16 protein-coding genes and 1 tRNA gene are annotated in these 20,778 nt (G+C 52.5%); 3 read left to right on the forward strand and 14 right to left on the reverse strand.

The genetic code is table 11. From position 1 onward, the window contains the following. Positions 1–60 precede the first annotated feature (60 nt). The 11 genes from BQ5453_RS00730 to BQ5453_RS14250 form a co-directional block, all read right to left on the reverse strand. A complete protein-coding gene (locus tag BQ5453_RS00730; protein ID WP_071121742.1) occupies positions 61–657 on the reverse strand; it encodes a DUF3109 family protein in 597 nt (198 codons plus the stop codon). 153 nt (positions 658–810) lie between these two features. Then, positions 811–1,473: a uracil-DNA glycosylase gene (ung, locus tag BQ5453_RS00735; RefSeq protein ID WP_071121717.1), complete on the reverse strand. Its 663-nt coding sequence runs from the start codon at positions 1,471–1,473 to the stop codon at positions 811–813. Between the two features lie 90 nt (positions 1,474–1,563). Continuing rightward, positions 1,564–1,734, reverse strand: a complete 171-nt coding sequence (locus tag BQ5453_RS14245) for a hypothetical protein (RefSeq protein WP_022103140.1) — start codon at positions 1,732–1,734, stop codon at positions 1,564–1,566. A 39-nt stretch (positions 1,735–1,773) separates the two neighbouring features. Further along, positions 1,774–3,690 carry a hypothetical protein gene (locus BQ5453_RS00740; protein WP_071121718.1) on the reverse strand — a complete coding sequence of 639 codons (1,917 nt, stop codon included), beginning with the start codon at positions 3,688–3,690 and terminating at the stop codon, positions 1,774–1,776. Between the two features lie 283 nt (positions 3,691–3,973). After that, positions 3,974–6,145 (reverse strand): S9 family peptidase, encoded by a 2,172-nt coding sequence (locus tag BQ5453_RS00745; RefSeq protein WP_071121743.1) that lies wholly within the window; start codon positions 6,143–6,145, stop codon positions 3,974–3,976. Between the two features lie 90 nt (positions 6,146–6,235). After that, complete coding sequence (locus BQ5453_RS00750) at positions 6,236–7,780, reverse strand: THUMP domain-containing class I SAM-dependent RNA methyltransferase (RefSeq protein WP_083361070.1); 1,545 nt, start codon at positions 7,778–7,780, stop codon at positions 6,236–6,238. A 145-nt stretch (positions 7,781–7,925) separates the two neighbouring features. After that, complete coding sequence (epsC, locus tag BQ5453_RS00755) at positions 7,926–8,810, reverse strand: serine O-acetyltransferase EpsC (RefSeq protein WP_071121720.1); 885 nt, start codon at positions 8,808–8,810, stop codon at positions 7,926–7,928. 385 nt (positions 8,811–9,195) lie between these two features. Continuing rightward, a complete protein-coding gene (locus tag BQ5453_RS00760; protein ID WP_071121721.1) occupies positions 9,196–9,819 on the reverse strand; it encodes a helix-turn-helix transcriptional regulator in 624 nt (207 codons plus the stop codon). Continuing rightward, positions 9,816–10,763, reverse strand: coding sequence for a cysteine synthase A (gene cysK, locus BQ5453_RS00765; RefSeq protein WP_071121722.1), 948 nt, complete (start codon positions 10,761–10,763; stop codon positions 9,816–9,818). The genes BQ5453_RS00760 and cysK overlap by 4 nt, the downstream gene beginning before the upstream one ends. Positions 10,764–11,123: 360 nt before the next feature. Beyond that, a complete protein-coding gene (gene rpsT / locus BQ5453_RS00770; protein ID WP_022103147.1) occupies positions 11,124–11,378 on the reverse strand; it encodes a 30S ribosomal protein S20 in 255 nt (84 codons plus the stop codon). A gap of 21 nt (positions 11,379–11,399) precedes the next feature. Beyond that, positions 11,400–11,471: transfer RNA gene (locus tag BQ5453_RS14250), tRNA-Glu, on the reverse strand. Positions 11,472–12,100: 629 nt separating this feature from the next. Here BQ5453_RS14250 and recO point away from each other — a divergent pair. After that, positions 12,101–12,823 carry a DNA repair protein RecO gene (recO, locus tag BQ5453_RS00775; RefSeq protein ID WP_071121744.1) on the forward strand — a complete coding sequence of 241 codons (723 nt, stop codon included), beginning with the start codon at positions 12,101–12,103 and terminating at the stop codon, positions 12,821–12,823. A 446-nt stretch (positions 12,824–13,269) separates the two neighbouring features. On the opposite strand, the gene BQ5453_RS00780 is transcribed toward recO, so the two are convergent. From BQ5453_RS00780 to BQ5453_RS00790, 3 genes are all read right to left on the reverse strand, one after another. Beyond that, positions 13,270–15,864, reverse strand: coding sequence for a DUF5686 and carboxypeptidase-like regulatory domain-containing protein (locus BQ5453_RS00780; RefSeq protein ID WP_071121723.1), 2,595 nt, complete (start codon positions 15,862–15,864; stop codon positions 13,270–13,272). Positions 15,865–15,985: 121 nt separating this feature from the next. Then, positions 15,986–17,278: an inositol-3-phosphate synthase gene (locus BQ5453_RS00785; RefSeq protein ID WP_022101648.1), complete on the reverse strand. Its 1,293-nt coding sequence runs from the start codon at positions 17,276–17,278 to the stop codon at positions 15,986–15,988. 964 nt (positions 17,279–18,242) lie between these two features. Beyond that, on the reverse strand, positions 18,243–18,479 hold the full coding sequence (locus tag BQ5453_RS00790; RefSeq protein WP_143033241.1) for a hypothetical protein: 237 nt from the start codon (positions 18,477–18,479) through the stop codon (positions 18,243–18,245). Between the two features lie 78 nt (positions 18,480–18,557). On the opposite strand from BQ5453_RS00790, the gene BQ5453_RS00795 reads away from it, so the two are divergent. Both BQ5453_RS00795 and BQ5453_RS00800 read left to right on the forward strand, forming a co-directional pair. After that, positions 18,558–18,869, forward strand: coding sequence for a hypothetical protein (locus BQ5453_RS00795; RefSeq protein WP_071121725.1), 312 nt, complete (start codon positions 18,558–18,560; stop codon positions 18,867–18,869). 192 nt (positions 18,870–19,061) lie between these two features. Continuing rightward, on the forward strand, positions 19,062–20,735 hold the full coding sequence (locus BQ5453_RS00800) for a sigma-70 family RNA polymerase sigma factor (RefSeq protein WP_071121726.1): 1,674 nt from the start codon (positions 19,062–19,064) through the stop codon (positions 20,733–20,735). Positions 20,736–20,778 lie beyond the last annotated feature (43 nt).

The raw sequence follows: 20,778 nt of genomic DNA on the forward strand, positions 1-20,778 counted from the left end.
ATTAGAGGTAGCGTTTGGAGCTTGCGACTTGTTTGTGCTTGAGATTAGCACATTGTCATATTAACATATTCCCAACTGCGCTGCCACGTCGCACAGCTCGTCGTACCACGCCTGTCCGAAACGGCGAATGAGCGGGTCCTTTAAGAACTGGTATATGCGCAGATTGAGCTCGCGGCCCTTCTTTACAGCCGCGTGGCACACACTCCAGCGGTGGTAGTGCAAGCCACTCGTGCCGTTGCTGAAACGCTTTTCGCGTATGGGGTAAAGGGCGCACGATATGGGTTTGCACCAGGCGGTGCGCCCCTCGCGATAAGCCTTGTCGGTGGCACAATAACAGCAGCCGTCGGCACCATAGCAGGTGAACACACAGTCGCGGCCGTTGACAATGCTCGTAACGAGGTCGCCCTCGCTGTCGGTGTAGGCCACGCCCTGATGGTCGATGGTAGCTTGTGCCTTGGCACTGAGCTGCGGCCATACGTCGTCGAGCACGCTCTCAAGCTGGCCCACCTCGTCGAGGGTGAGCGGAGCACCACTGTCGCCCTCAACGCAGCACTGGCCCTTGCAGGCGTCGAGGTCGCAGCAAAAGCATTCGGTTAATATGTCGGACGACAGCAACACGTCGCCCACTTGTATGATTGGTGGTATACGTTGATCCATAAATTGTGTGTGTTTGGTTAACGGGGTGACGGGTTGACAAGTAAGTATGCCATACATTGCTTATCATGTTAAGCTGAATGGCGGGATGTCTGAAAAGGCTATGCAAACCTACTTTTCAACTTGTTAACTTGTTAACTTGTCAACTCATGTGCGTTACCAGTTAATAGGCGATATGCCATGTTTGATAAGGTAGTCGTTGCACAGAGTGAAGTGGTGATTGCCAAAAAAGCCGTGGTAGGCCGACAGGGGCGAGGGGTGTGCCGAGCAGAGCACAAGGTGGCGCGAGCGGTCGATTACCTGGCCTTTCTTTTGTGCATAGCTGCCCCAGAGTATGAATACGAGGTGATCGCGCTGGGCAGAGAGCTGGCGTATGACGGCATCGGTAAATGTCTCCCAGCCGTGGCCGGCATGCGAGGCGGCCTGGTGCTCGCGCACGGTGAGGGTGGCGTTGAGCAGCAGCACGCCCTGCTCGGCCCAGCGGCGCAAACTGCCTGTGGCGGGCATGGGACGGCCGGTGTCGGCCTCAATCTCCTTGAATATGTTGACCAACGACGGGGGCATGCGCACACCGTCTTTGACCGAGAAGCACAGACCTTCGGCCTGTCCGGGACCATGGTAGGGGTCTTGGCCGATGATGACGACCTTCACCTGGGAGAAGGGGCAGAGATTGAAGGCGTTGAATATTTCGTTGCCTGGGGGATAGCACGTGCCTTGGGCATATTCGTGGCGCACAAAGTCGGTGAGCTGCTTGAAATAGGGTGCATCGAACTCGCTCTGCAGCTGTGTGGCCCACGAGGGGTGTATCTTTACATTCATAATGTGCAAAGGTAGCTATTATGACACGAAAAAGGCGCACTGCAGGTTTGGTTTCTTGCAGTGCGCCATGTGTTTTGTGCGGTTGGGTGTTTAGTTCTCGGCGGCAGCGGTGTCGTCGTCATCGCTCCAACCGGCATTGTCCCATTCCTTTTTGTTGCTCCAGCGGTCGTCGGTTGAGCCGCCAGACACGTTCATCAGTATGCTTTCGTCGAGCCCGAGCTGGTAAATCTGCATGGCGGGACGTATATATTGCTTTTTCATTATGTCGTTTTTGTGTTTAGTTTAAGTGTGTGCGTGCGATTACTGTGCCATGAATTTGCGTCCGCCCTTGATGTAGAGGCTGCCCTTGACGGTGCGCTGCACGCGGCGGCCGCTGAGGTCGTAGATGGGGGCGTTATCGGCGCTCTGTGCTGAAATGGCGGTGTTGATGTTTGTAACCATGCCATTGCCAAAGTTCATGGCCACGGCATTGACGGCCTCTTGTGCGGGCTTGTCGAGGTAGGCGCGGTTGGCGGGCAGCGGAGCATCGCCTGCTGCGGTGTAGAAGCCCACGCGACGGGTGACTTTGTCGCGTCCGAACACATACACCTGGCTGAGGTCGGTCATTTCGTCGTTTGTGCCTTTGAGATCGTTGTCGATGGCATCGGCGGTGTTGACCACCTTGACGGTTACCTCGCTCACGCCCATGGCGGCTTTGAGTATGACGCCTTGGTTGGCGGGCACATTGCCCTCGATTTCTTTCATGTCGAGTTCCTTGCCATCGGCACTGAGTTTGCCGGCATAGGCTTTCACATCGTCGCCCACGATGGCAAAGTTGAATGGTGTGCATGTGGTGGCAAAGGCTGCATTGTCGGCCTCGGAGTTGTGGAGGGGGAGGACATAAGTGGCTTCGATGGCCTGGAATGCAAAGGCATCGCTGGTGTTGGGGGCATTGGCGTCAATCTTTTCGAAAGAGACCTTGGAGCCATTGAATTTCCACGCTACATTGCCGCTGCCTATTCCCCAATTATTGTAATCGTAAAGACCAAAGGCTTTGTCGGAAATTTTGTAGATTTTCCAAGTGTCATGCCCACCAGCTGCGCCAGGTGACAGCCAAAGTTGTGTCAAAATAGAATTAGAAAGTGCCAAATACGACATGGCAGTCGTGCCGCTCCCCACATTATGGAACTTCAAACCATCGTAGGGGTTGCCTGTCACATACCACAAATCGTTGCGCATGGCGGTGAGGTTGTCGGCCTGTGCCTCAGCACGCAAATTCAGATCTTCGCCATTAGCATAGAGCATGGTGCGTCCTTCGGTGCCAGCACCCGCTACCAGGTAATAGTACACGCGGTTGGCATCGGTGCTGAGGGTGAAGGGCAAGTCGGGGGTACACTCTATATTGATGGTTGTGCCATTATCCTCGGGCTTTATCTCGCCCTCTGGCGCATTTGCCTTGATAAAGTCGGGAACCGTTACTGCGGGATAAGGTTTGTAAGTGTAGACTTCAAACTTCTCGGTCTTTTTGCTATCGCCACCGTAGAGATAGTTGTAGGTGAAAGACACTTTCTCGGGGAATTGGGTGACCTCGTAAAACTCAAAGGTGATGTCGCTGCGTGTAGTAGACGTTTGTTGGTAGCCAATGTTGTGCGGAGCATTGGCCTTGTCGGAGTTGCTTAGGTTCACATTGTCAACTACGTAGACTTCCACCTCGTCATTATGCTCTGTGTATCTTCCAAACTTACCTGTATAATACTTATGAGCACTTGTGGTTTTGAGTTTGAAGCCACTTCCGTCTGACACAAGCGCAAAAGCATTCTCGGTTCCATTCATCGGGAAGTCATTGGGCACCCATTTTTTGTCGTCTTCGCTGACAAACCCCAATGTTTTACTCTGTCCGCCCGAAGCTTTAGACCAATAAGTGTTAGCTGTAAAACTCTGTATGGTGATTTTTCCATCGTCTTTCCTTACCACCCTCCAAAGGTAGGTGTAGTGGTCCTCGCTTAACGGGTTCTCTGTTACTACCTTCAATGCGGTATTGTCGCTCTCACCGTATGCATGAGAGTCCTTATAATACACCCAAGCACCATCTGTACCTGGAATGCGGTCCGATTTCATGCGCAACATATAAACGCCCGTCTGCACATCAGTTACGGGTGTGGTTGCCACTCTTTGTGCCAGCGCACCAAATACGCAGCACGCGAGCATTGCCACCAGTGTGGCCAGTTTCTTAGTCATAGCGTTTAGTTTAGTTATTGTTGTTCTGTTCTTTCGTTTCTGTGAATTACCGCCACATTACCGCACAAAAGTGCATGCGCAAATAGCAAATAGCCGTTTTATGTTGTACAACATATTTTCGGGCACAAACCATACCGCTTGAGGCCTCCGCGGCCCTATGGTGTACCAAAAATCCGGCAGCGGACTGCTTTTGCTCGTCCACTGCCGGATTGGTGTGCGTGATGTGTGTTTAATGTATGTATCTTTCGTGAGACACCATCATAGCTTTAAGGCTTTGAGCGTCTTACTTTTTAAGATAGTCGTCGAAGTAGCGTGTGATGCGCTCGTGCAGGTGCACCATGTCGTGGCCCATCATGTTGTGACCGTCGCCGGGATAGACAAAGTAGTCGGGCTGGGTGCCGGCGTCCTCGCAGGCGCGGAGGAATGACAGGCTGTGCTGCATGACGCAGGTGGGGTCGTTGTAGCCTACAATTATCTGGAGACGGCCCTTGAGGTTCTTGGCCTTGTTGAGGAGCGACGACGAGGCGTAGCCCTCGGGGTTCTCTTGCGGGGTGTCCATGTAGCGCTCGCCGTACATCACCTCGTATAACTTCCAGTCGATAACGGGGCCACCGGCCACACCTACCTTGAACACGTCGGGGTAAGAACACATGAGGTTGGTGGTCATGAAACCGCCAAACGACCAGCCGTGTACGCCAATGCGGTCGGCATCAACGTAGGGGAGCGACTTGAGGAACTTGACGCCCTCGAGCTGGTCCTGCATCTCGATGTCGCCAAGGTGGCGGTGGGTGCAGCTCTCAAACTCGAAACCGCGATTTTCGGAACCGCGGTTGTCAACCACAAAGATGACGTAGCCGCGCTGTGCCATGTATATCTCCCAGGGGCGGGCCAGATAGTTCCACGCTGCCTCCACATTGTGGGCGTGCGGGCCACCATACACATAGACTACTGTGGGGTACTTTTTGGCAGGGTCGAAGCCGACGGGCTTTACAAGGCGGTAGTAGAGGTCGGTTTTGCCATCGGAAGCCTTGATTTTGCCACCGCTGATTTCGGGCACATTGTAGGCTTTCCAAGGGTCGGCATCGGCGTGCAACTTGACGGCTGCTGCGGGCTGGGTGGTGCCGAGCAGGTCGTACTGGCGGAAGGTGGTGGGCGATGACCAGCGGTCGGACAGGTAGAGGCCGTTCTCTGACAGGGCGGCGTAGTGTGTGCCCTGGCCATTGTCGAGGCGGGCCACCTTGCCCGTGGCCACATTCACGCTATAATTGCTGTACTGTATGGGGTTGTCCTGGTTGCTTTGGTAGATGATGCTCTTGGCCTTGGTGTTGAAGCCGAGCACACTGATTACCTCGAACTGGCCCTTGGTGAGCTGCCTGAGCTGGCGGCCGTCGGCAGTGAAGAGGTAGAGGTGGTTGTAGCCGTCGCGGCGGGTTTGCATGACAAACTTTGTGGCGTCCCACGGCAGGAACTGTATGGGGTTGCACGGCTCTACGTAGCGGGCATTGCTTTCGGTGTAGAGCACGCCCTTGCGTGCACCGGTGTGTGCATCGTATGCCACGAGTTCGGCCTTGTCCTGTGTGCGGGGCAACTCAAACATGTAGATGGTGCGCTCGTCGGGGCTCCACGCTATGTTGGTAAAATAGCGGTCGGTGGGGTCGCCAGCCTGCAGGTAGACTGTTTTGTCGGTGGCGGGGTTGTACACGCCCACGGTTACCTTGTGGCTGGTCATGCCGGCCATGGGGTACTTTTCGGGGGCGAGCTGGGCCACGCGGTGGTTGATGTCGACAAGGGGATAGTCCGTCACCATGCTTTGGTCCATGCGGTAAAAGGCGAGCAGGTGGCCCTTGGGACTCCAGAAGGTGCCCTTGCGTATGCCGAACTCGTCGCGGTGTACGCTAAGGCCGTACTGCAACTCGCGTGAGCCGTCGGTGCTCACTTGGTGGGTTTTGCCGTCGGCGGTCTTGACATAGAGGTTCCAATCCTTTACAAAAGCCTCGTTGTGGCTATAATGGCTCATGTCGTTGGCATAGGCGCCCGGCGTGCGCTCGGTGCTCCACACCACCTTGCGCTGCTGCCAGTTGTAGAGCAGGTTGAGTTTGCTTGTTTGCAGGTAGACCTCGGATTTGCTGCCCGAGGGGAACTGGGCGTAAAGCAGATTGTACACCTTGCCATACTTGGCGGTGTCGATGGCTGCATTGAGCTGGTCGGTGGTAAAGAGCACACGGGGCTTTTCGGCCTTGCCCTTGTTGCTGGCCAGGGTGCTTACTTCGTCAACGTCGAGCTTGAGCAGGCGGTCGCCCCAGAAGGCGGTGCCGTAATATTTGGGCATGATGTTGGCGTAGTTGTTGCCGCCCCACATCAAATCCTCGAGGGTGAAACTTTTCTTTGTCTGTGCCATGGCATTGGTACCTATGAGCAGCGCCACGGCTGCCACGATTAAGTGTTTGATTTTCATTTGTATGGTGTATGACATATTGCAAAGATGCGGCCTGTGCATTAGTGTGCCCGGGCCGCATCTTCGGTATATAGATTTTATTTATATGTATTATCTGTCAAAGCCGGCCTTGCGCTTGAAGTCGCCTTTCTGTTTGAAACCCGGGCCTTTCTTGAAACCGCCTTCGCGCTTTTTGCCACCGAAGCCGCCTTTCTTGGAATCACCCTTTTTGAAATCGCCCTTCTTAAAGCCGTCTTTCTTGAAACCGCCTTTTTTGAAACCGCCCTTCTTGGCATCGTCGCCATCGCGCTTGGGTTTGCGGGGTGCGTGCAGCTGTTCAAATTCGCGGTGCTTGCGGCGCAGTATTTTGTATGCGGGGTCGAGGTCGTCGTCCTCGTCGTGGCGTTCTGCATCGTCAAAGCGCTTTTTGAACTCGTCGCGGTTGGTGCGGAAACGGCGCTGGTCGCTCATCAACCGACGCTCTACGTCGGTTTTCACCTTGCCACCCTCGGCACGGAAGTCGCTAAGCTTGCCGCTGAACAGCTGGTACTTGCGGAAGTCGCAGTCGAGCTTGCCGTTGAATATCTGTGTCTTGAGGCTGGGACGCAAGCCAAGGTTTTCAAACAGTTCGGCCTTTGACGAGATAATCCATGCCTCGCCACCCTGAAACTCGTTTTTGAGCACCTTGCCTATAGCCTGGTACAGGCCCAAGATGTCGGGCGGGGTAAGGCGTTCGCCATAGGGCGGGTTGGTGACGATGATGGACTTTTGTGCGGGGGCAGTGAACTTGCGGAAGTCCTGCTGCTGCACGGTGACGATGTCGGCCACACCGGCGCTGCGCACATTTTTCAGTGCGCTCTCTACTGCCGGCACATTGATGTCGTAGCCGTAGATGTGGTGGCTGAAGGTGCGCTCTTGTGAGTCGTCGTCGTAAATTTCCTGCAGGAGTTCGGCATCGAAGTCTTTCCACTTTTCAAAACCGAACGACTTGCGGAACACGCCGGGGTAGATGTTGCGGGCCATGAGGGCTGCCTCTACCAAGAATGTGCCCGAACCGCAGAAGGGGTCGATAAAGTCGCAATCGTACTGCCAGCCGGTGAGCTTGATAAGGCCGGCGGCCAGCACCTCGTTGATGGGGGCCTCGACTGTGGCCACGCGGTAGCCGCGCAGGTGGAGCGAGTCGCCCGACGAGTCGAGCGATAGGGTGCAGTCGTCCTCGGCAATGTGTATGTTGAGCTTGACATCGGGGTTGGTGATGCGTATGTTGGGGCGCTCGCCGGTTGTGTCGCGGAAATAGTCGACAATGGCGTCCTTTACCTTGTAGGCCACAAACTTAGAGTGACGGAACTCGTCGGAGAACACTACCGAGTCTACCGCAAAGGTGGTGTTGAGGTCGAGGTACTGACTCCAGTCAATCTTTCGCACAGCCTCGTACACGTCGTCGGCTCCTTTGGCCTTGAAGTGCTTGATGGGTTTGAGCACACGTATGGCCGTGCGCAAACAAAAGTTGGCGCGGTACATCATGGCCTTGTCGCCGGTGAACGACACCATGCGGCGGCCTATCTGCACATTGTTAGCACCAAGTTCGGTGAGTTCTTGTGCCAGCACCTCTTCAAGTCCTTGAAAGGTTTTGGCTATGAGTTCAAATTCTTGCATAATCGTTTGTGGAGTTTGCCGGCAAATGCGGTTTTGGCAGCTGCATTGCCAGCCTATATGCGTATGGTTTTAACAGACGTAAGGGGGGAGTGTTGTGGTGGCAGCACTTGTGCGTTACACCACGTTGCCACGCTTGGTGGCTGTGTCACACCCTTTGGCCAGCGGGCACATCGTGTGTCACCCACTTGTTGGCACCTATCACGGCATCGCGGCCAATGGTGATGCGGCCCAATATGGTGGCGTTGGAGTAGACTATGACGCCGTCCTCGAGTATGGGGTGACGCGGATTGTTCTTGATAGGATTGCCATTGACATCGAGCGGAAAGCTCTTGGCTCCGAGCGTCACGCCCTGATAGAGCTTGACATGATTGCCAATGATGCAGGTGGCGCCTATCACAACGCCTGTGCCGTGGTCGATGGTGAAGTATTCGCCTATCTGTGCCCCCGGGTGAATGTCGATGCCCGTCTCGCTGTGTGCGAGTTCGCTGATGATGCGCGGAATGAGCGGCACATCGAGGCGATAAAGCTCGTGGGCTATGCGGTAACACGTCAGGGCGCGTATGGCCGGATAGCAGCTTATCACCTCGCCGTTATTCTGCGCGGCGGGGTCGCCCAGGTAGGCGGCCTCTACATCGGTGGCGAGCGTGCGGCGCACTTGTGGCAACATGCTGATAAGTGTGGCAGCTATGGCCTCGGCCTTTGTGTGGAAATCTACTCCCGTACATCGGCAGTCGTCGTCCTGCTGACCGAAACAGAGTCCGGCCTGCACTTGTGCGGTCAACAATGCAAAGAGGCGCTCAATTTCCATACCTATATGGTAGCGCACAGTGACGGCGTTGAGTGTGCTTTTTCCGTAATACCCTGGAAAGAGCACAGCGCGGCACAGCCCTATTATCTCTTCGAGCGCTGCCGAAGAGGGCAAGGGGTCGCCATGACGGTGCTGATGGAAGAGTCCTTGCATCTTGCTTGTGTCGGACAATTCCTCCACCGTCTGCCGTAACAAATTGGTGTAACTTTCGGGAGGGTTCATAGCGTATATTGCCTTTATCGGGCAAAGGTACGAAAAAATAAGCTAATACGCCAATGTGGGAATGTGGGAATGTGACAATGTGGGAATATGCTAATGCGACAATGCTCTAATATGCTAACGGACTGACGCCGTAGCGTGACTTGGCAGCCGCTAACGCGGTAAACAGAAGAACATAAGAGCATAAGGACATAAGGCCGCTGCGCGGCTGAAGACCACGGACTGACGTCCGCGTGGCCTCAAGAACATAAGGGCTGACGCCGTAGCGTGACAAGTTGTGACACTACGGCGTCAGCCCTTATGTTCTTATGTCCTTATGCTCTTTTGTTTTCCGCGTTAGCGGCTGCCAAACCACGCTACGGCGTCAGCCCATTAGCATATTGCCACATTAAATATAGTATTCCACAGGGTCGGCCAATCCGGCACGCAGAGCGTAGCGCACTGCCTCGTAGGCCGTTGACACGCCGAGTTTGCGGAAGAGGTTCTTCTTGTGCGTCACAATGGTATGCACCGACGAGTTGCGCCGCGCAGCTATCTCCTTGGCCGTGAGCCCCTCGGCCATTAAAGTGAGAATGGACGTTTCGGTGGACGTGAGGCGCGGCAGGTTCTGTTGTGTTGTGGCACGTGCACGCAACACGTCGGACACTGACGGACACACCTCGCGACCGCCATTTGAAATGCGGTAAACAGCCTGCACCACATCAGTGCGCGTGCAGTCCTTTGTAAGGAAACTCACCTGAGGCTCTGCCCCGAACAAGCGCAGCAATCCCTCGGCAAATTCGGCCGACAACAACGACCAATGCACATGGGCAAAGCGACGCAAATAGATGAGCAACTGCTCGGGGGTGGCAAAATCGAACAGTGTGAAGTCGAGCACCACCAACGCCTCCGGCTCGGCTTGCAAAGCCTTTGCCAGTTCGGCTTTGTGGCCTACAAATCGCAAAGGCTGACCAGCCAGATAGGTGGTCAGCGCATCGCGTGTTAGTGGTTGATTGTCAGCAATTATAATCATACGGGATATTCCTCAAAGGCATAGAGCACAGTCGACAGGTAGCGCTCGCCCGTGTCGGGCAACAAGGCCACAATGGTCTTGCCCTCGTAGGCGGGTTTCTTGGCCAACTCGATGGCGGCGTGTAAGGCGGCGCCCGACGAAATGCCTACCAGCAGTCCCTCCTTTTTGGCCAAAAGGCGCGAGGCACGAATGGCGTCATTGTCCTCAACGGGCACAATGGCCGTTGCCACCGAGGCGTCAAAGTTGCCTGGCACAAAACCTGCGCCAATGCCCTGTATTTTGTGCGGACCCGAAGGCTTGCCCTCGAGCACAGCGCTCGTAGCGGGTTCAACAGCGTAGGCCTCGATAGCCGGATTGTGCTTGCGCAGGCCGCGTGCCGTGCCGCTCAGTGTGCCGCCAGTGCCTACACCGGCCACAAAGGCGTCGACCTTGCCGTCGGTGTCGCGCCATATTTCCTCGGCCGTAGTACGGGTGTGGGCGGCGGGGTTGGCAGGATTTTCAAACTGCTGCGGTATAAAGCTGCCCGGGTGCTCCTGCTGCAACTCCTTTGCGCGCTTGATGGCTCCCTTCATACCCTCGGCGCCTGGTGTCAGCACCAGTTCGGCACCGAGGGCCTTGAGCAGGTTGCGGCGCTCCAAACTCATGGTTTCGGGCATGGTGAGAATGAGGCGGTAGCCCTTTACCGATGCCACCCACGCCAGTCCGATGCCGGTATTGCCACTGGTAGGCTCGATAATCACGCCGCCGGGCTGCAATTTGCCCGTCTGTTCGGCATCCTCAATCATGGCAAGTGCCACCCGGTCCTTTACGCTGCCACCGGGGTTGTAATACTCGAGTTTGACAAGCAGACGTGCCTTGAGGCCAAGCTCCTTTTCGATGTTAGACACTTCGAGCAACGGCGTGTTGCCCACGAGTTCAGTAAGTGAGTGATAAATCTGGCTCATAAGATGTAAATGTATTTGTTAAGTAGGTGTTCAAAATTAGTTGATATGAATTGGTGCAGTATTTCGTTCAGAAACATAGGTCGAAGAGGGAGCGTAGCGGGCTACGTGACCGATGAAACCTATGTTTATGGACGAAAGAATGCGCCAAGGCATATCGACTAATTCGGAACATGATTATATAAACTAATTTTGAATACCTACTTATTAGTTTACGAGTGCAAAGTTACGGCCGTTTGCCCCCTTTAGCAATACCAAACGTTTGGTATATCGTATGCCACGTGTGTACCAACAACAAAAATCCTCTGCAAAGCGAACTCTGCAGAGGATTAAACCTTTTACCTTATGAACCAAAAACTTGTATTAGGCGAGCTTGTTGATGTGAGCCATCACACCACTCTTGATGTTAGCTGCCTTGTTCTTGTGAATAATGTTCTTCTTAGCAAGCTTGTCCAACATCTTCTGAACCTTCGGCAGAAGTTCTGTTGCAGCTGCTTTGTCAGTCGTAGCGCGGAGCTTACGTACTGCGTTACGCATAGTCTTAGCGTAATATCTGTTGTGCAGTCTGCGAGACGCCGTCTGACGAATTCTTTTTACAGATGATTTGTGGTTTGCCATTTCTTATTTTCTTATTATTAGTAGTCCCTAGGAGAGTCGAACTCCTCTTTAGAGAATGAAAATCTCTCGTCCTAACCGATAGACGAAGGGACCATCGCGTTGTGATTAGTGGCCCGTCTGCTTGAGGCGTGACCGTTTGTCTCATTTGCGAGTGCAAAGGTAGTACTTTCTACTATTCCGTCCAAATGTTACGCCTGTTTTTTTTCAAAAAAGTGCATTTTTGTGCATTTGCGCCCAATTTTACGTGCTTTCGGTGGCTATAAAACGCCAAATCGGTACTTTTGCACAACAGAGCGCAACTGCTGGTTAAGGCTGCGCAAACAGCCTCTTGGCACATCGGCCACACCCGCACGCCCTCCCCGTTTAACCATATTACTATATATAATAGCGCGCACGCGTATATATAACCTAAGTTTCGGATTTAACAAAGACGGGCTGAAGGCCCAATGTTCTTCATAGCCCAGGGCAAGCGAAGCGGCACCCTGGGTTGATATGAAAGCAAAAGTTACGCCCTGTAAGGGCAACAGTAACAGAGCTTTTTACTTTTGCCCTTACAGGGCGCGACTGCTTCAACACGCGATACCCAGGGTGCCGCTTCGCTTGCCCTGGGCTAAGTAAATACTTGGGCCTTCAGCCCGCACTTGCCAAATCCGGAACTTGAGTATATAATATTGTGTACGCACGCAAAAACAACCGTGCGCACGTACACCGCAAATGTCATTATGAAATCGCGAGCCATAGTTTTACATATCACAAAATACAACGACGAGCAGCTCATTGCCGACCTGCTGACCGAAAATCAGGGCAACTTGGGCATGATTGTGCGCATTAGCCGCTCAAAGCGGACCGCGGTGCGCCACACGCTGTTTCAGCCGCTGGCCATTCTCGACCTGGAGTGGGAGCACCGCCCAAAGGCTAACCTGCAGCGGCCCAAGGCGGTGCAGGTGGCATGGCCATTGTGCTCGCTGCCCACCGACCCCTACAAACTGTCAATTGCCATGTTTGTGGCCGAAGTGTTGCACCATGCCATCAAACAGGAGCCCGACTCGCACACCATATTCAATTACGTGCTGCGCTCAGTGCAGTGGCTCGACGTGTGCCAGTCGGGCTTTGCCAACTTTCACTTGGTGTTTCTGCTGCGCCTGACGCACTTCCTCGGGTTTATGCCAAATGTGGAGGACGCACATGAGGGCGACTACTTCGACTTGCGGGCTTCGTGTTTTACCGCACAGCAGCCGTCGCATGCCGACTTTCTGGCGCCGCGCGATGCGGCCTTGGTGCCGAAACTCATGCGTATGCGCTACGACACCATGCGCTTTTTCCATTTCAATGGTGCCGAGCGCTCGCGCCTGCTCGAGTATATCAACCTTTACTACCGGCTGCACGTGCCAAACTTCCCCGAACTCAAGTCGTTGGCTGTGCTCAAGGATTTGTTTGCACACTGAGGCGCCCCGCAGCATGGGGGATTCAAAATCAGCAACAAATACAATACCGCTTTGGGGGATTTTAAGTAGCCTAAACGCGCTGCAAGGAAACGCAAGCACTAAATACTACCACCAAACGCTAACATCAAACGCTACCACAAAACGCTAGCTCAAAACGCTAGCTCTAATGGGCGACGCGTCTCGCGTCGGGTTAATGAAGGAAAAGAATACAAGCTCTACTAAATAACAGTTGCACTATCCCCGACGCGAGACGCGTCGCCCCCATTAGTGGTAGCGTTTGGTGCTTGAGGCCGTTCGAATGTTTACGTTTTACCAAACAACAATAACATATATATTCCCCTCTATTTTGAACGCTCTACCCGCAGCGGCCATACACACTACAAGCGCAAGCATCAACAGGGCTCAGCCCTTGGTGCTTGCGCTTGTAGTATATCTATATATGTACATCAGAATGTCAGACGGAACATGCCGCGAATGCCCCACTTTTGTGTGCCCGGACGTATATAGTTAAGGCGGTGCACATACTCAATGTGGAATATCTTGAATATGTTGTGAATACCGGCCACCACCTCAACATACGGCACCTTGCGGTCCATCACGCGCGACTGGTAGTTGAACCCGTCATCGCCCCAGTTGCCGGGGAAGTAGAGCAGGCGCTGGTCGTTGGCGTTCTTGTCGAGGAACGGATTGTTCTTGCTGCTGAGTGTGCCCCACAGCACATTGCAACCAATATATTCGCGCCATTTCAACTTTTTGAGCAGAGGTATGCGGTTGAATATCTTGCCGTTCAAGTCCCACGAATACATGAGCGACACGTAGCGGTCGTTCAAGAACTCCATGTTGTCGATGAGGTTGAAGGTGTTATCCTCCATAATGTACGACAGGTTGGCAGCTGGCATGATGAGCAACGGGAACGGCACTTTGTTCCACTGCACGCCACCCTTGAGCGTAAAGTCCATTTTGCCCCACGAGGCCAGCCACAAACGCTTGTACACCCCGGCCTCGGTCAGGTTGTAGGCATAGTCGGCACGGCCAAAGTTGTAGAGGCCGGCGGTGTGGCTGAGCGAAAAGATGGGCGCATCGTTATTCGATGCTATGCGGCGCTGCTTGGTGTTAATCCATTTTACGCCAGGCTGGTAGCGTAGCCCCATGCTCAAGTCGTAGGTGCGCAGATAGGGTAGATTGAAACCCGCCTCACGGCTGATGCCGTCGGCATGCACGCTTTGGTAGAACAGGTGGCCCGTAGGCGTGTCCTTCGATGTGCGCAACTGCACGTCGAAACGCAAACCATTCTCCCACTCGCGGTCCCACAGCAGTTTGTAGGTTTCGTAGTACATCATGTGGTCCACCGTGGTCCACTTGAACGAGGTGAACACGTTATCCTTGTCGGTGGGCATAAATTTGTCGGAAGGCGACATCACGTCGCGCGAGTAGTTGAAGGTGAGGTTGTTCACCGGAAACTCGCGTGGCAAATAGGCCTTTTTGTTGAACGAATAGGTTACCTCGCCCATGCCTTTCCACTTTTCGTCCTTAAAGCCGTAGGCTATGTAGCCCTTGAGAAACAGGTGCTTGTTAAAGTTGGCCGTGGTTTGGGCCGAAGCACGCAGGCGCAGCCCGTCAACAAAGTTGTGCGTTATCATGGTGTTGACCGGACCGATGTCTACCTTCGATGGTTTGTCGGGGTTCACCGATGTTTCTACAAAGTTCTCAATAAATGCCTTGGCCACCCACAGCACGGGTTTGAAGCCCTTCACGCTTTCGAGCTTCTTGATGAGTTGTTTCATTGTGCTCTCGCTCTTGGTGAGCGAGTCGGCACGGTGCTCCTGCCAAAAATGCTCGTCCTGCATCTGTGCATTGGCCGAGGTGAGCGTCTCGCCCTTGAACTTGAAGGTCTTGTCGGGAATGGGTTCGAAGGCAAAGTTGCTATACTCGGTGTCGCGCTTTACCTGGAATTTGCCGGCCGACTTGGTAATGTGCAGCTGCACAAGCATGTTGTCCTTTACAAGCACCTGCTCGCCGGTGGGCAACTGGTCGAAGGTTTGAATGATGCGCATGCTCTGCACAAAGTTCACATCGCTGCGCACGGGTATGCCCATGTCGGCCTTGTAGACGCGGTAAGTGCCATCGGCCATGATGTAGAGGCTGCCCGAAAACCCGAAGTCCTGCGGATTGTTAGGCGTAAAGTCCACCTGTATGCAGCGCTGTTTGCCGTCCACCATCAGTGTGTCTACTATAAAGTAGCGGTAAAACGATATGGCCGTTCGCGATGATATCGGACTGGTAAAGGGGTATTGCAGCAAGCGCACCTCGTCATTGTAGATGTCTACATCGGTAAAGCAGTCCTTCAGCATGGTGTTGACAATGTCACCCGTGTTGAGCAGGTCGTTGATGCCGTTTGAGCGCTGACCAAGAATGATGTTCTTCTCGCTCTTGGGCTCCTTGCGGTAGATAAGGCGCGTGACGGTTTCGTCCACCGACAGGGGCAGAATGAGTTTGCCCGTCTCGTTACACACCTCCACGTGGTCTTTAAGGAAAGGCAGTTTCTTGAATTTGCCTTCTTCAAACACCTTGTCGGTCACATCGTTCAGGGCAAAGGTTATTTTGCTGTATTTGTCTATGCTGTAATAGTCGTGCTGATGCAGGTCGCTGCTCTTCTTAGCCGCTATCACCTTGCGCATGAGTTCAACGGCAGGGTTGTTCTTGCGCGAGTATTTGGTTTTCTTGCCCGTCACCTCTGCCGTGCCGAGCGAGCGGTCCAGCGACTTAAGACGGAACACCAGCGAGTCGGCCACCTCCTTCACCGAAACGGTTTTGGTTTCGTAGCCGAGCACCGAAAAACGCAAACGACCGGCTTTGAACGGAAGCGTGAAACGCCCGTCGAAGTCGGTTTGCGTGCCACCGCCATCAACGTATATCACATTGACGAATGGCAGCTTCTCACCAGTTTTACTGTCAATCACCACGCCCGAAATGTTGCGTTGGGCCAATACGGCACCAATGCAGCCGAGCAGCAAAGTCAAGAGTAAGAATAGTCGTTTCATAAGTTGTGTTGGAAATATAAAGGGCCCCTCCCCTACCCTGCGGAAGGGAGGAACCCCATACTTTTATGTCATGCCAATGCGTTCGGCACACGCAGCACATTGCATGGTGCTGATGCCGGCATCAATCAATTTCCTCGTCTGCCTCGTAGCCACCCATTTCGCGAATGGCATTCTTCAGCATCACATACTGCTGGAAGAGGTGGTTGATAGGCACCTCGCCCTGCGTGTAGTCGTGCATCGGGCTCTTGAGGAAGAAGCTCAGGAAGCGCTGCGTGCCATAGCGGCCCTTGCGGGCAGCGAGGTCGGAGAGCAGCACAAGGTCGAGCAACAGCGGAGCGGCCAGAATAGAGTCGCGGCAAAGGAAGTTAATCTTGATTTGCATGGGGTAGCCCATCCAGCCAAAGATGTCGATGTTGTCCCAACCCTCTTTGTTATCGTTGCGGGGCGGATAATAGTTGATGCGCACCTTGTGGTAATAGTTGCTGTAAAGGTCGGGCTGCTTGTCGGCCTCGAGTATGCTCTCGAGCGTCGAAAGCTTCGACACCTCCTTGGTGTGGAAGTTGGCAGGCTCGTCGAGCACAAGGCCGTCGCGGTTGCCAAGAATGTTGGTTGAGAACCAACCACTCAAGCCCAGGCAACGGGTGCCGATGATGGGGGCAAAGCCCGACTTGACAAGTGTCTGGCCCGTTTTGAAGTCCTTGCCGGCAATAGGCATCTTGGTTTGTTCGGCCAGCTCCCACATGGCAGGAATGTCCACCGTGGTGTTGGGGGCACCCATTATGAAGGGGGCACCCTCCTTCAAGGCTGCATAAGCATAGCACATTGAGGGGGCAATGTGCTCGCGGTCGTCAGCCTTCATGGCTGCCTCGAGGGCCGAAAGTGTGCCGTGCACCTGTTCGTCGATGGGCACATATATTTCGGTTGATGCGGCCCAAATCACTACCACACGGTCAACGCCCTTTTCGGCCTTGAACTGGCGGATATCCTGGCGCAGGGCCTCAACCATGTCCCAACGTGTGGCACAATCCTTCACATTGTCGCCATCAAGGCGCTTGGCATAGTTGTGGTCAAAGGCGGCCTTCATGGGCACAATGGCCTTGAGCTCGTCGCGCACCGGCTCAATGTCGCGGTCGCGCAGCACCTCGGCATTGAGGGCGCTCTCATAGGCATTGGCCGGATATACGTCCCATGCACCAAACACAATGTCGTCGAGCTGGGTCAACGGCACTATCTCGCCATAGTGCAAGTATTGCTTGTCCTTGCCACGGCCTACGCGGATTTTGTCATACTGTGTCATTGAGCCAATGGGCTTGGCCAGGCCTTTGCGGGCCATGAGCACACCGGTCATAAAGGTGGTTGTTACCGCACCAAGACCGACGCACATCACGCCTAATTTTCCTTTTGCAGGTTCCATACGAATATTACTGAGTAAAAAGGTTGTTATTATAAAGATATAATGTTTGTTGTTTAGGAAAATGCTGTCCGTGCACTTCATACTACACGGCGCAACTGCAAAGGTGCAAAAAACCTCTTTGCCATGCAAAGTTTTACGCCAAAATTATTGGCCGATGCAGTGTTTATGGAACACATTAAGGTAAAAACAGACACTTTTTATGCGTTGGTGGAATTAGCAAACAAGTTGACAAGTTAACGGGTTAACATGTAAGTTTACCAAGCTTTTTAAGCTTCTTACCATTATGACTTTAACATAATAACTCAACTTTCGGATTTAGCAAGTGCGGGCTGAAAGCCCAATGTAATCCATAGCACTAAACGCTACCACTAAACTCAAGCACAAACTCGAGCACCAAACGCAAGCACTAAACGCTAACACTAAACGCAAGTTCTAAACGCTACCTCTAATGGGGGCGACGCGTCTCGCGTCGGGCATCAAGGTTTAGGCTCACAGATAGGCATGTAATTAGTGCTGTCTGAGAGCCTTTATTTTAGTGTATTAGCCTTTGCCTTAATGCCCGATGAACGCGGGACGCGTCGCCCCCATTAGTGGTAGCGTTTAGCGCTTGCGTTTAGTGCTTGCGTTTAGTGGTAGCGGGACCTTTACCATACTACAAAAGCTTTACTTGCCGAGTATCTTACATCTTACACTAACACGCTGCAACTCATTGACTATCAACACTTTATTTAGTGTAAGATGCTATCAATTTCACCTACACGCAACCTACACAACCCTCATGCTGCCACACGGCACAAACACGGGAGGAAGACATCACGGCATAGGGGAACAGAAAAGTCTGTTGCTCCGACTGATTTTTCTGCGTCCCTGTGCCGTATTATCTACTGCATACGTCCATGTTGACTGCGAGGCTGCGGGGTAAGGTGTGTAAGATGTGTGCAAGGGTGTGTAAGATACTTTGGAATCATCTTACACTCTTGAAACATCTGTGTATCAACTTGTTACGCATGAAAAGTGTAAGATGGCAGTAAAAACACACGCACTCTTTTACATGAGGGATGACGGGAAGATAGCAAATATTTGTGTACGAACTGTACGCCGTGCGCGACTGGTCTACAGCGCGCTGTACTTCCTTGGCCGCAGCAGCCGCCGTCACAAGGTGCTCCTTGCCGTCGAGCGTGAGGTGCAGGCTGAATGTCATATCGTTTTTTCCCATCTTTTTACTATATACAATTATATTTGCCTATATTTGCGGCATGTGTTTTAATATCCTGCGATTATGAGCAAATTTCCAAAACGAATAGACGCGCGGCTCGAAATCAAAATAACCGAGAGCCCCGAAACTGACCCTAAGCGCATAGCTCTTGAGCGACGCATGGAGCGGGCAGGAGCGGTGTGCGTGTTATCCTTGATAGCCGATTGTGTTGTCATTACAATTCTTTGCAATGTGTATATCTGCGACTTCCTGTTGTTCTTATTTGCGGTACTATTTCTTGTATCTGTCATATCATGGTCTATTTCGTGGTCGGCGCGCCAAGCGCTTGATGGCGACTGGACTATGCCATGGTGGATGGGGAGCAGCGATAATTAACTACCCCCGTCGCCAGCGCAGCAAACCGCGCCCGTGCCTCCTCCTTTGTGGGTTGAGGTGCGGGCGCGGTTTCGTTTTTACCGCGTGCCTTGGTGTCCCATGGCAGGGGCAGCAGAATTTCACCATTGCCATGCAGTCTTTTTCTGTAACGAGGTATCTTAATATAGAAATTGCATACTCATTGCCCTAAACATGGATATAGAAGAACTGATAAACCGAATTAAAGAAGGTGACAATGCAGCCCTGAAAACATTATATGAGACATACTCTCCGATGATGAGAAATGTATGTGTCAATATAACAACCAATGAAGACGAGGAGCTTGTGAATGACCTCGTCCAGGTGGCGTTTATCCGTGCTTATTATTCTATCTTCCAACTCCGGGATACTTCAAAGTTTGGAGAGTGGGTGGCTACAATTACGAAAAATGTGGCTTTGAAACATCTGGCACAGAAACGAAAGATGCCACTGGTTCCTTTTTCGAGTACTATGGAAGAGGAAATGGATAATGGTCGTGCCGTATCTTCCGATTCGCTATTGGCTGAGAAGGATTTGCTTGAGTTGATAGACCAGTTGCCTAAAGGATATGGACGAGTGTTTAGAATGTCGGTTATTGAAGGCTACTCGCATCAAGAAATAGCCGAAAGATTGGGCATTGAGCCACATAGTTCTTCGTCTCAACTATCAAGGGCCAAGGCCATGTTGCGCAAGATTATCAACAGAAGGGGCATGGGGCTTGTTATATTGGTGTTGGTATGCACTCCTCTTGGCATATATTGGCTCATAAACAAAGGTAAGGACAATGTACAAAAGGCCAATATAGCCAGCGAAAAGAGATATCCAATCAGGCAAGCAGGAAAGAAAGAGCCTCACGATGCAGTGAATGTGGTTTCTGCGAATTCTGTTGCAGAAGTACGCCGCAATAGATGCGGTGTATCAACGATTATGCCACCTGTAGAAATTCTATCTAAGGATAGTACATATACTTCTATGGATTCCGTATCGCATAAGTTAGTGGCGGTGGAAAATAATGATAGCATTTTACCTGATACATTCAAACTGCCTTGCATAGAAACAGGACATCACCTTGCTGCAAACAGGCAAACGGGCAAAAAGCACCAATGGCAGTTGCTTGCAACAGGTTCTCTTGGCTCGGATTTGGCTCAGAATGCTTATAGAATGTTTGTGGGCAGCACTGATGAAGATATTACTGATGGGCCTCACCCCTCTGCTCCTAAAACATTCACAACTTGGGAGGAATATTATCAATATCTGCAGCGGACTGGGCATGACGGTATGTCGGAGGAGGAAAAGGCTCTCATGGAAATAGCCAAGAACAACAAGGGTAAAATAGAGGAGCATGAACACCACAGCAAGCCAATTACCTTTGGACTTTCTGTAACAAAATCATTCGGGAAAAATTGGAACCTGGAGACAGGCTTGCAGTATTCTTTGCTGAAGTCCGACTTCACGTTAGGCGAAGGTGCGTATTACCTCTATCGGGACCAACAGGTGCATTACTTGGGAATACCTTTGCAGGTGTCGTATAAATGGATTGATGTCAATAATTGGTCTGTTTACTCTTCGTTGGGCGGTGCCCTACATATACCTATATATGGTAAAACAAGCGAAAGATATGTTGTAGGAAACGTTACACCATATACGAACGATTGGCACGTCACGCCTTCGCTGCAATGGAGCATTGGCACAAGCATTGGAGTGCAATATAAATTTGCTCCTAAGTGGGGTGTCTACATAGAACCTTCGTTTAACTGGTATGTGCCAAACGGCAGCTCTATCCATACAACTTGGACTGAAAATCCGTTCTCTTTCACTATACCTTTCGGCATCAGGTTTACATGGTAATACGCTTGTCATGCAGTCTTTAGAACTTTTGTTGCCTCTTATT

It is taken from the genome of Prevotellamassilia timonensis, assembly GCF_900106785.1.
GTDB lineage: Bacteria > Bacteroidota > Bacteroidia > Bacteroidales > Bacteroidaceae > Alloprevotella > Alloprevotella timonensis.

Excerpts from the sequence above, each read along its gene's own strand:
- BQ5453_RS00730 (WP_071121742.1), bottom strand. The coding sequence starts at position 657 with ATGGATCAACGTATACCACCAATCATACAAGTGGGCGACGTGTTGCTG.
- ung (WP_071121717.1), bottom strand. The coding sequence starts at position 1,473 with ATGAATGTAAAGATACACCCCTCGTGGGCCACACAGCTGCAGAGCGAG.
- BQ5453_RS14245 (WP_022103140.1), bottom strand. The coding sequence starts at position 1,734 with ATGAAAAAGCAATATATACGTCCCGCCATGCAGATTTACCAGCTCGGG.
- BQ5453_RS00740 (WP_071121718.1), bottom strand. The coding sequence starts at position 3,690 with ATGACTAAGAAACTGGCCACACTGGTGGCAATGCTCGCGTGCTGCGTA.
- BQ5453_RS00745 (WP_071121743.1), bottom strand. The coding sequence starts at position 6,145 with ATGAAAATCAAACACTTAATCGTGGCAGCCGTGGCGCTGCTCATAGGT.
- BQ5453_RS00750 (WP_083361070.1), bottom strand. The coding sequence starts at position 7,780 with ATGCAAGAATTTGAACTCATAGCCAAAACCTTTCAAGGACTTGAAGAG.
- epsC (WP_071121720.1), bottom strand. The coding sequence starts at position 8,810 with ATGAACCCTCCCGAAAGTTACACCAATTTGTTACGGCAGACGGTGGAG.
- BQ5453_RS00760 (WP_071121721.1), bottom strand. The coding sequence starts at position 9,819 with ATGATTATAATTGCTGACAATCAACCACTAACACGCGATGCGCTGACC.
- cysK (WP_071121722.1), bottom strand. The coding sequence starts at position 10,763 with ATGAGCCAGATTTATCACTCACTTACTGAACTCGTGGGCAACACGCCG.
- rpsT (WP_022103147.1), bottom strand. The coding sequence starts at position 11,378 with ATGGCAAACCACAAATCATCTGTAAAAAGAATTCGTCAGACGGCGTCT.
- recO (WP_071121744.1), top strand. The coding sequence starts at position 12,101 with ATGAAATCGCGAGCCATAGTTTTACATATCACAAAATACAACGACGAG.
- BQ5453_RS00780 (WP_071121723.1), bottom strand. The coding sequence starts at position 15,864 with ATGAAACGACTATTCTTACTCTTGACTTTGCTGCTCGGCTGCATTGGT.
- BQ5453_RS00785 (WP_022101648.1), bottom strand. The coding sequence starts at position 17,278 with ATGGAACCTGCAAAAGGAAAATTAGGCGTGATGTGCGTCGGTCTTGGT.
- BQ5453_RS00790 (WP_143033241.1), bottom strand. The coding sequence starts at position 18,479 with ATGACATTCAGCCTGCACCTCACGCTCGACGGCAAGGAGCACCTTGTG.
- BQ5453_RS00795 (WP_071121725.1), top strand. The coding sequence starts at position 18,558 with ATGAGCAAATTTCCAAAACGAATAGACGCGCGGCTCGAAATCAAAATA.
- BQ5453_RS00800 (WP_071121726.1), top strand. The coding sequence starts at position 19,062 with ATGGATATAGAAGAACTGATAAACCGAATTAAAGAAGGTGACAATGCA.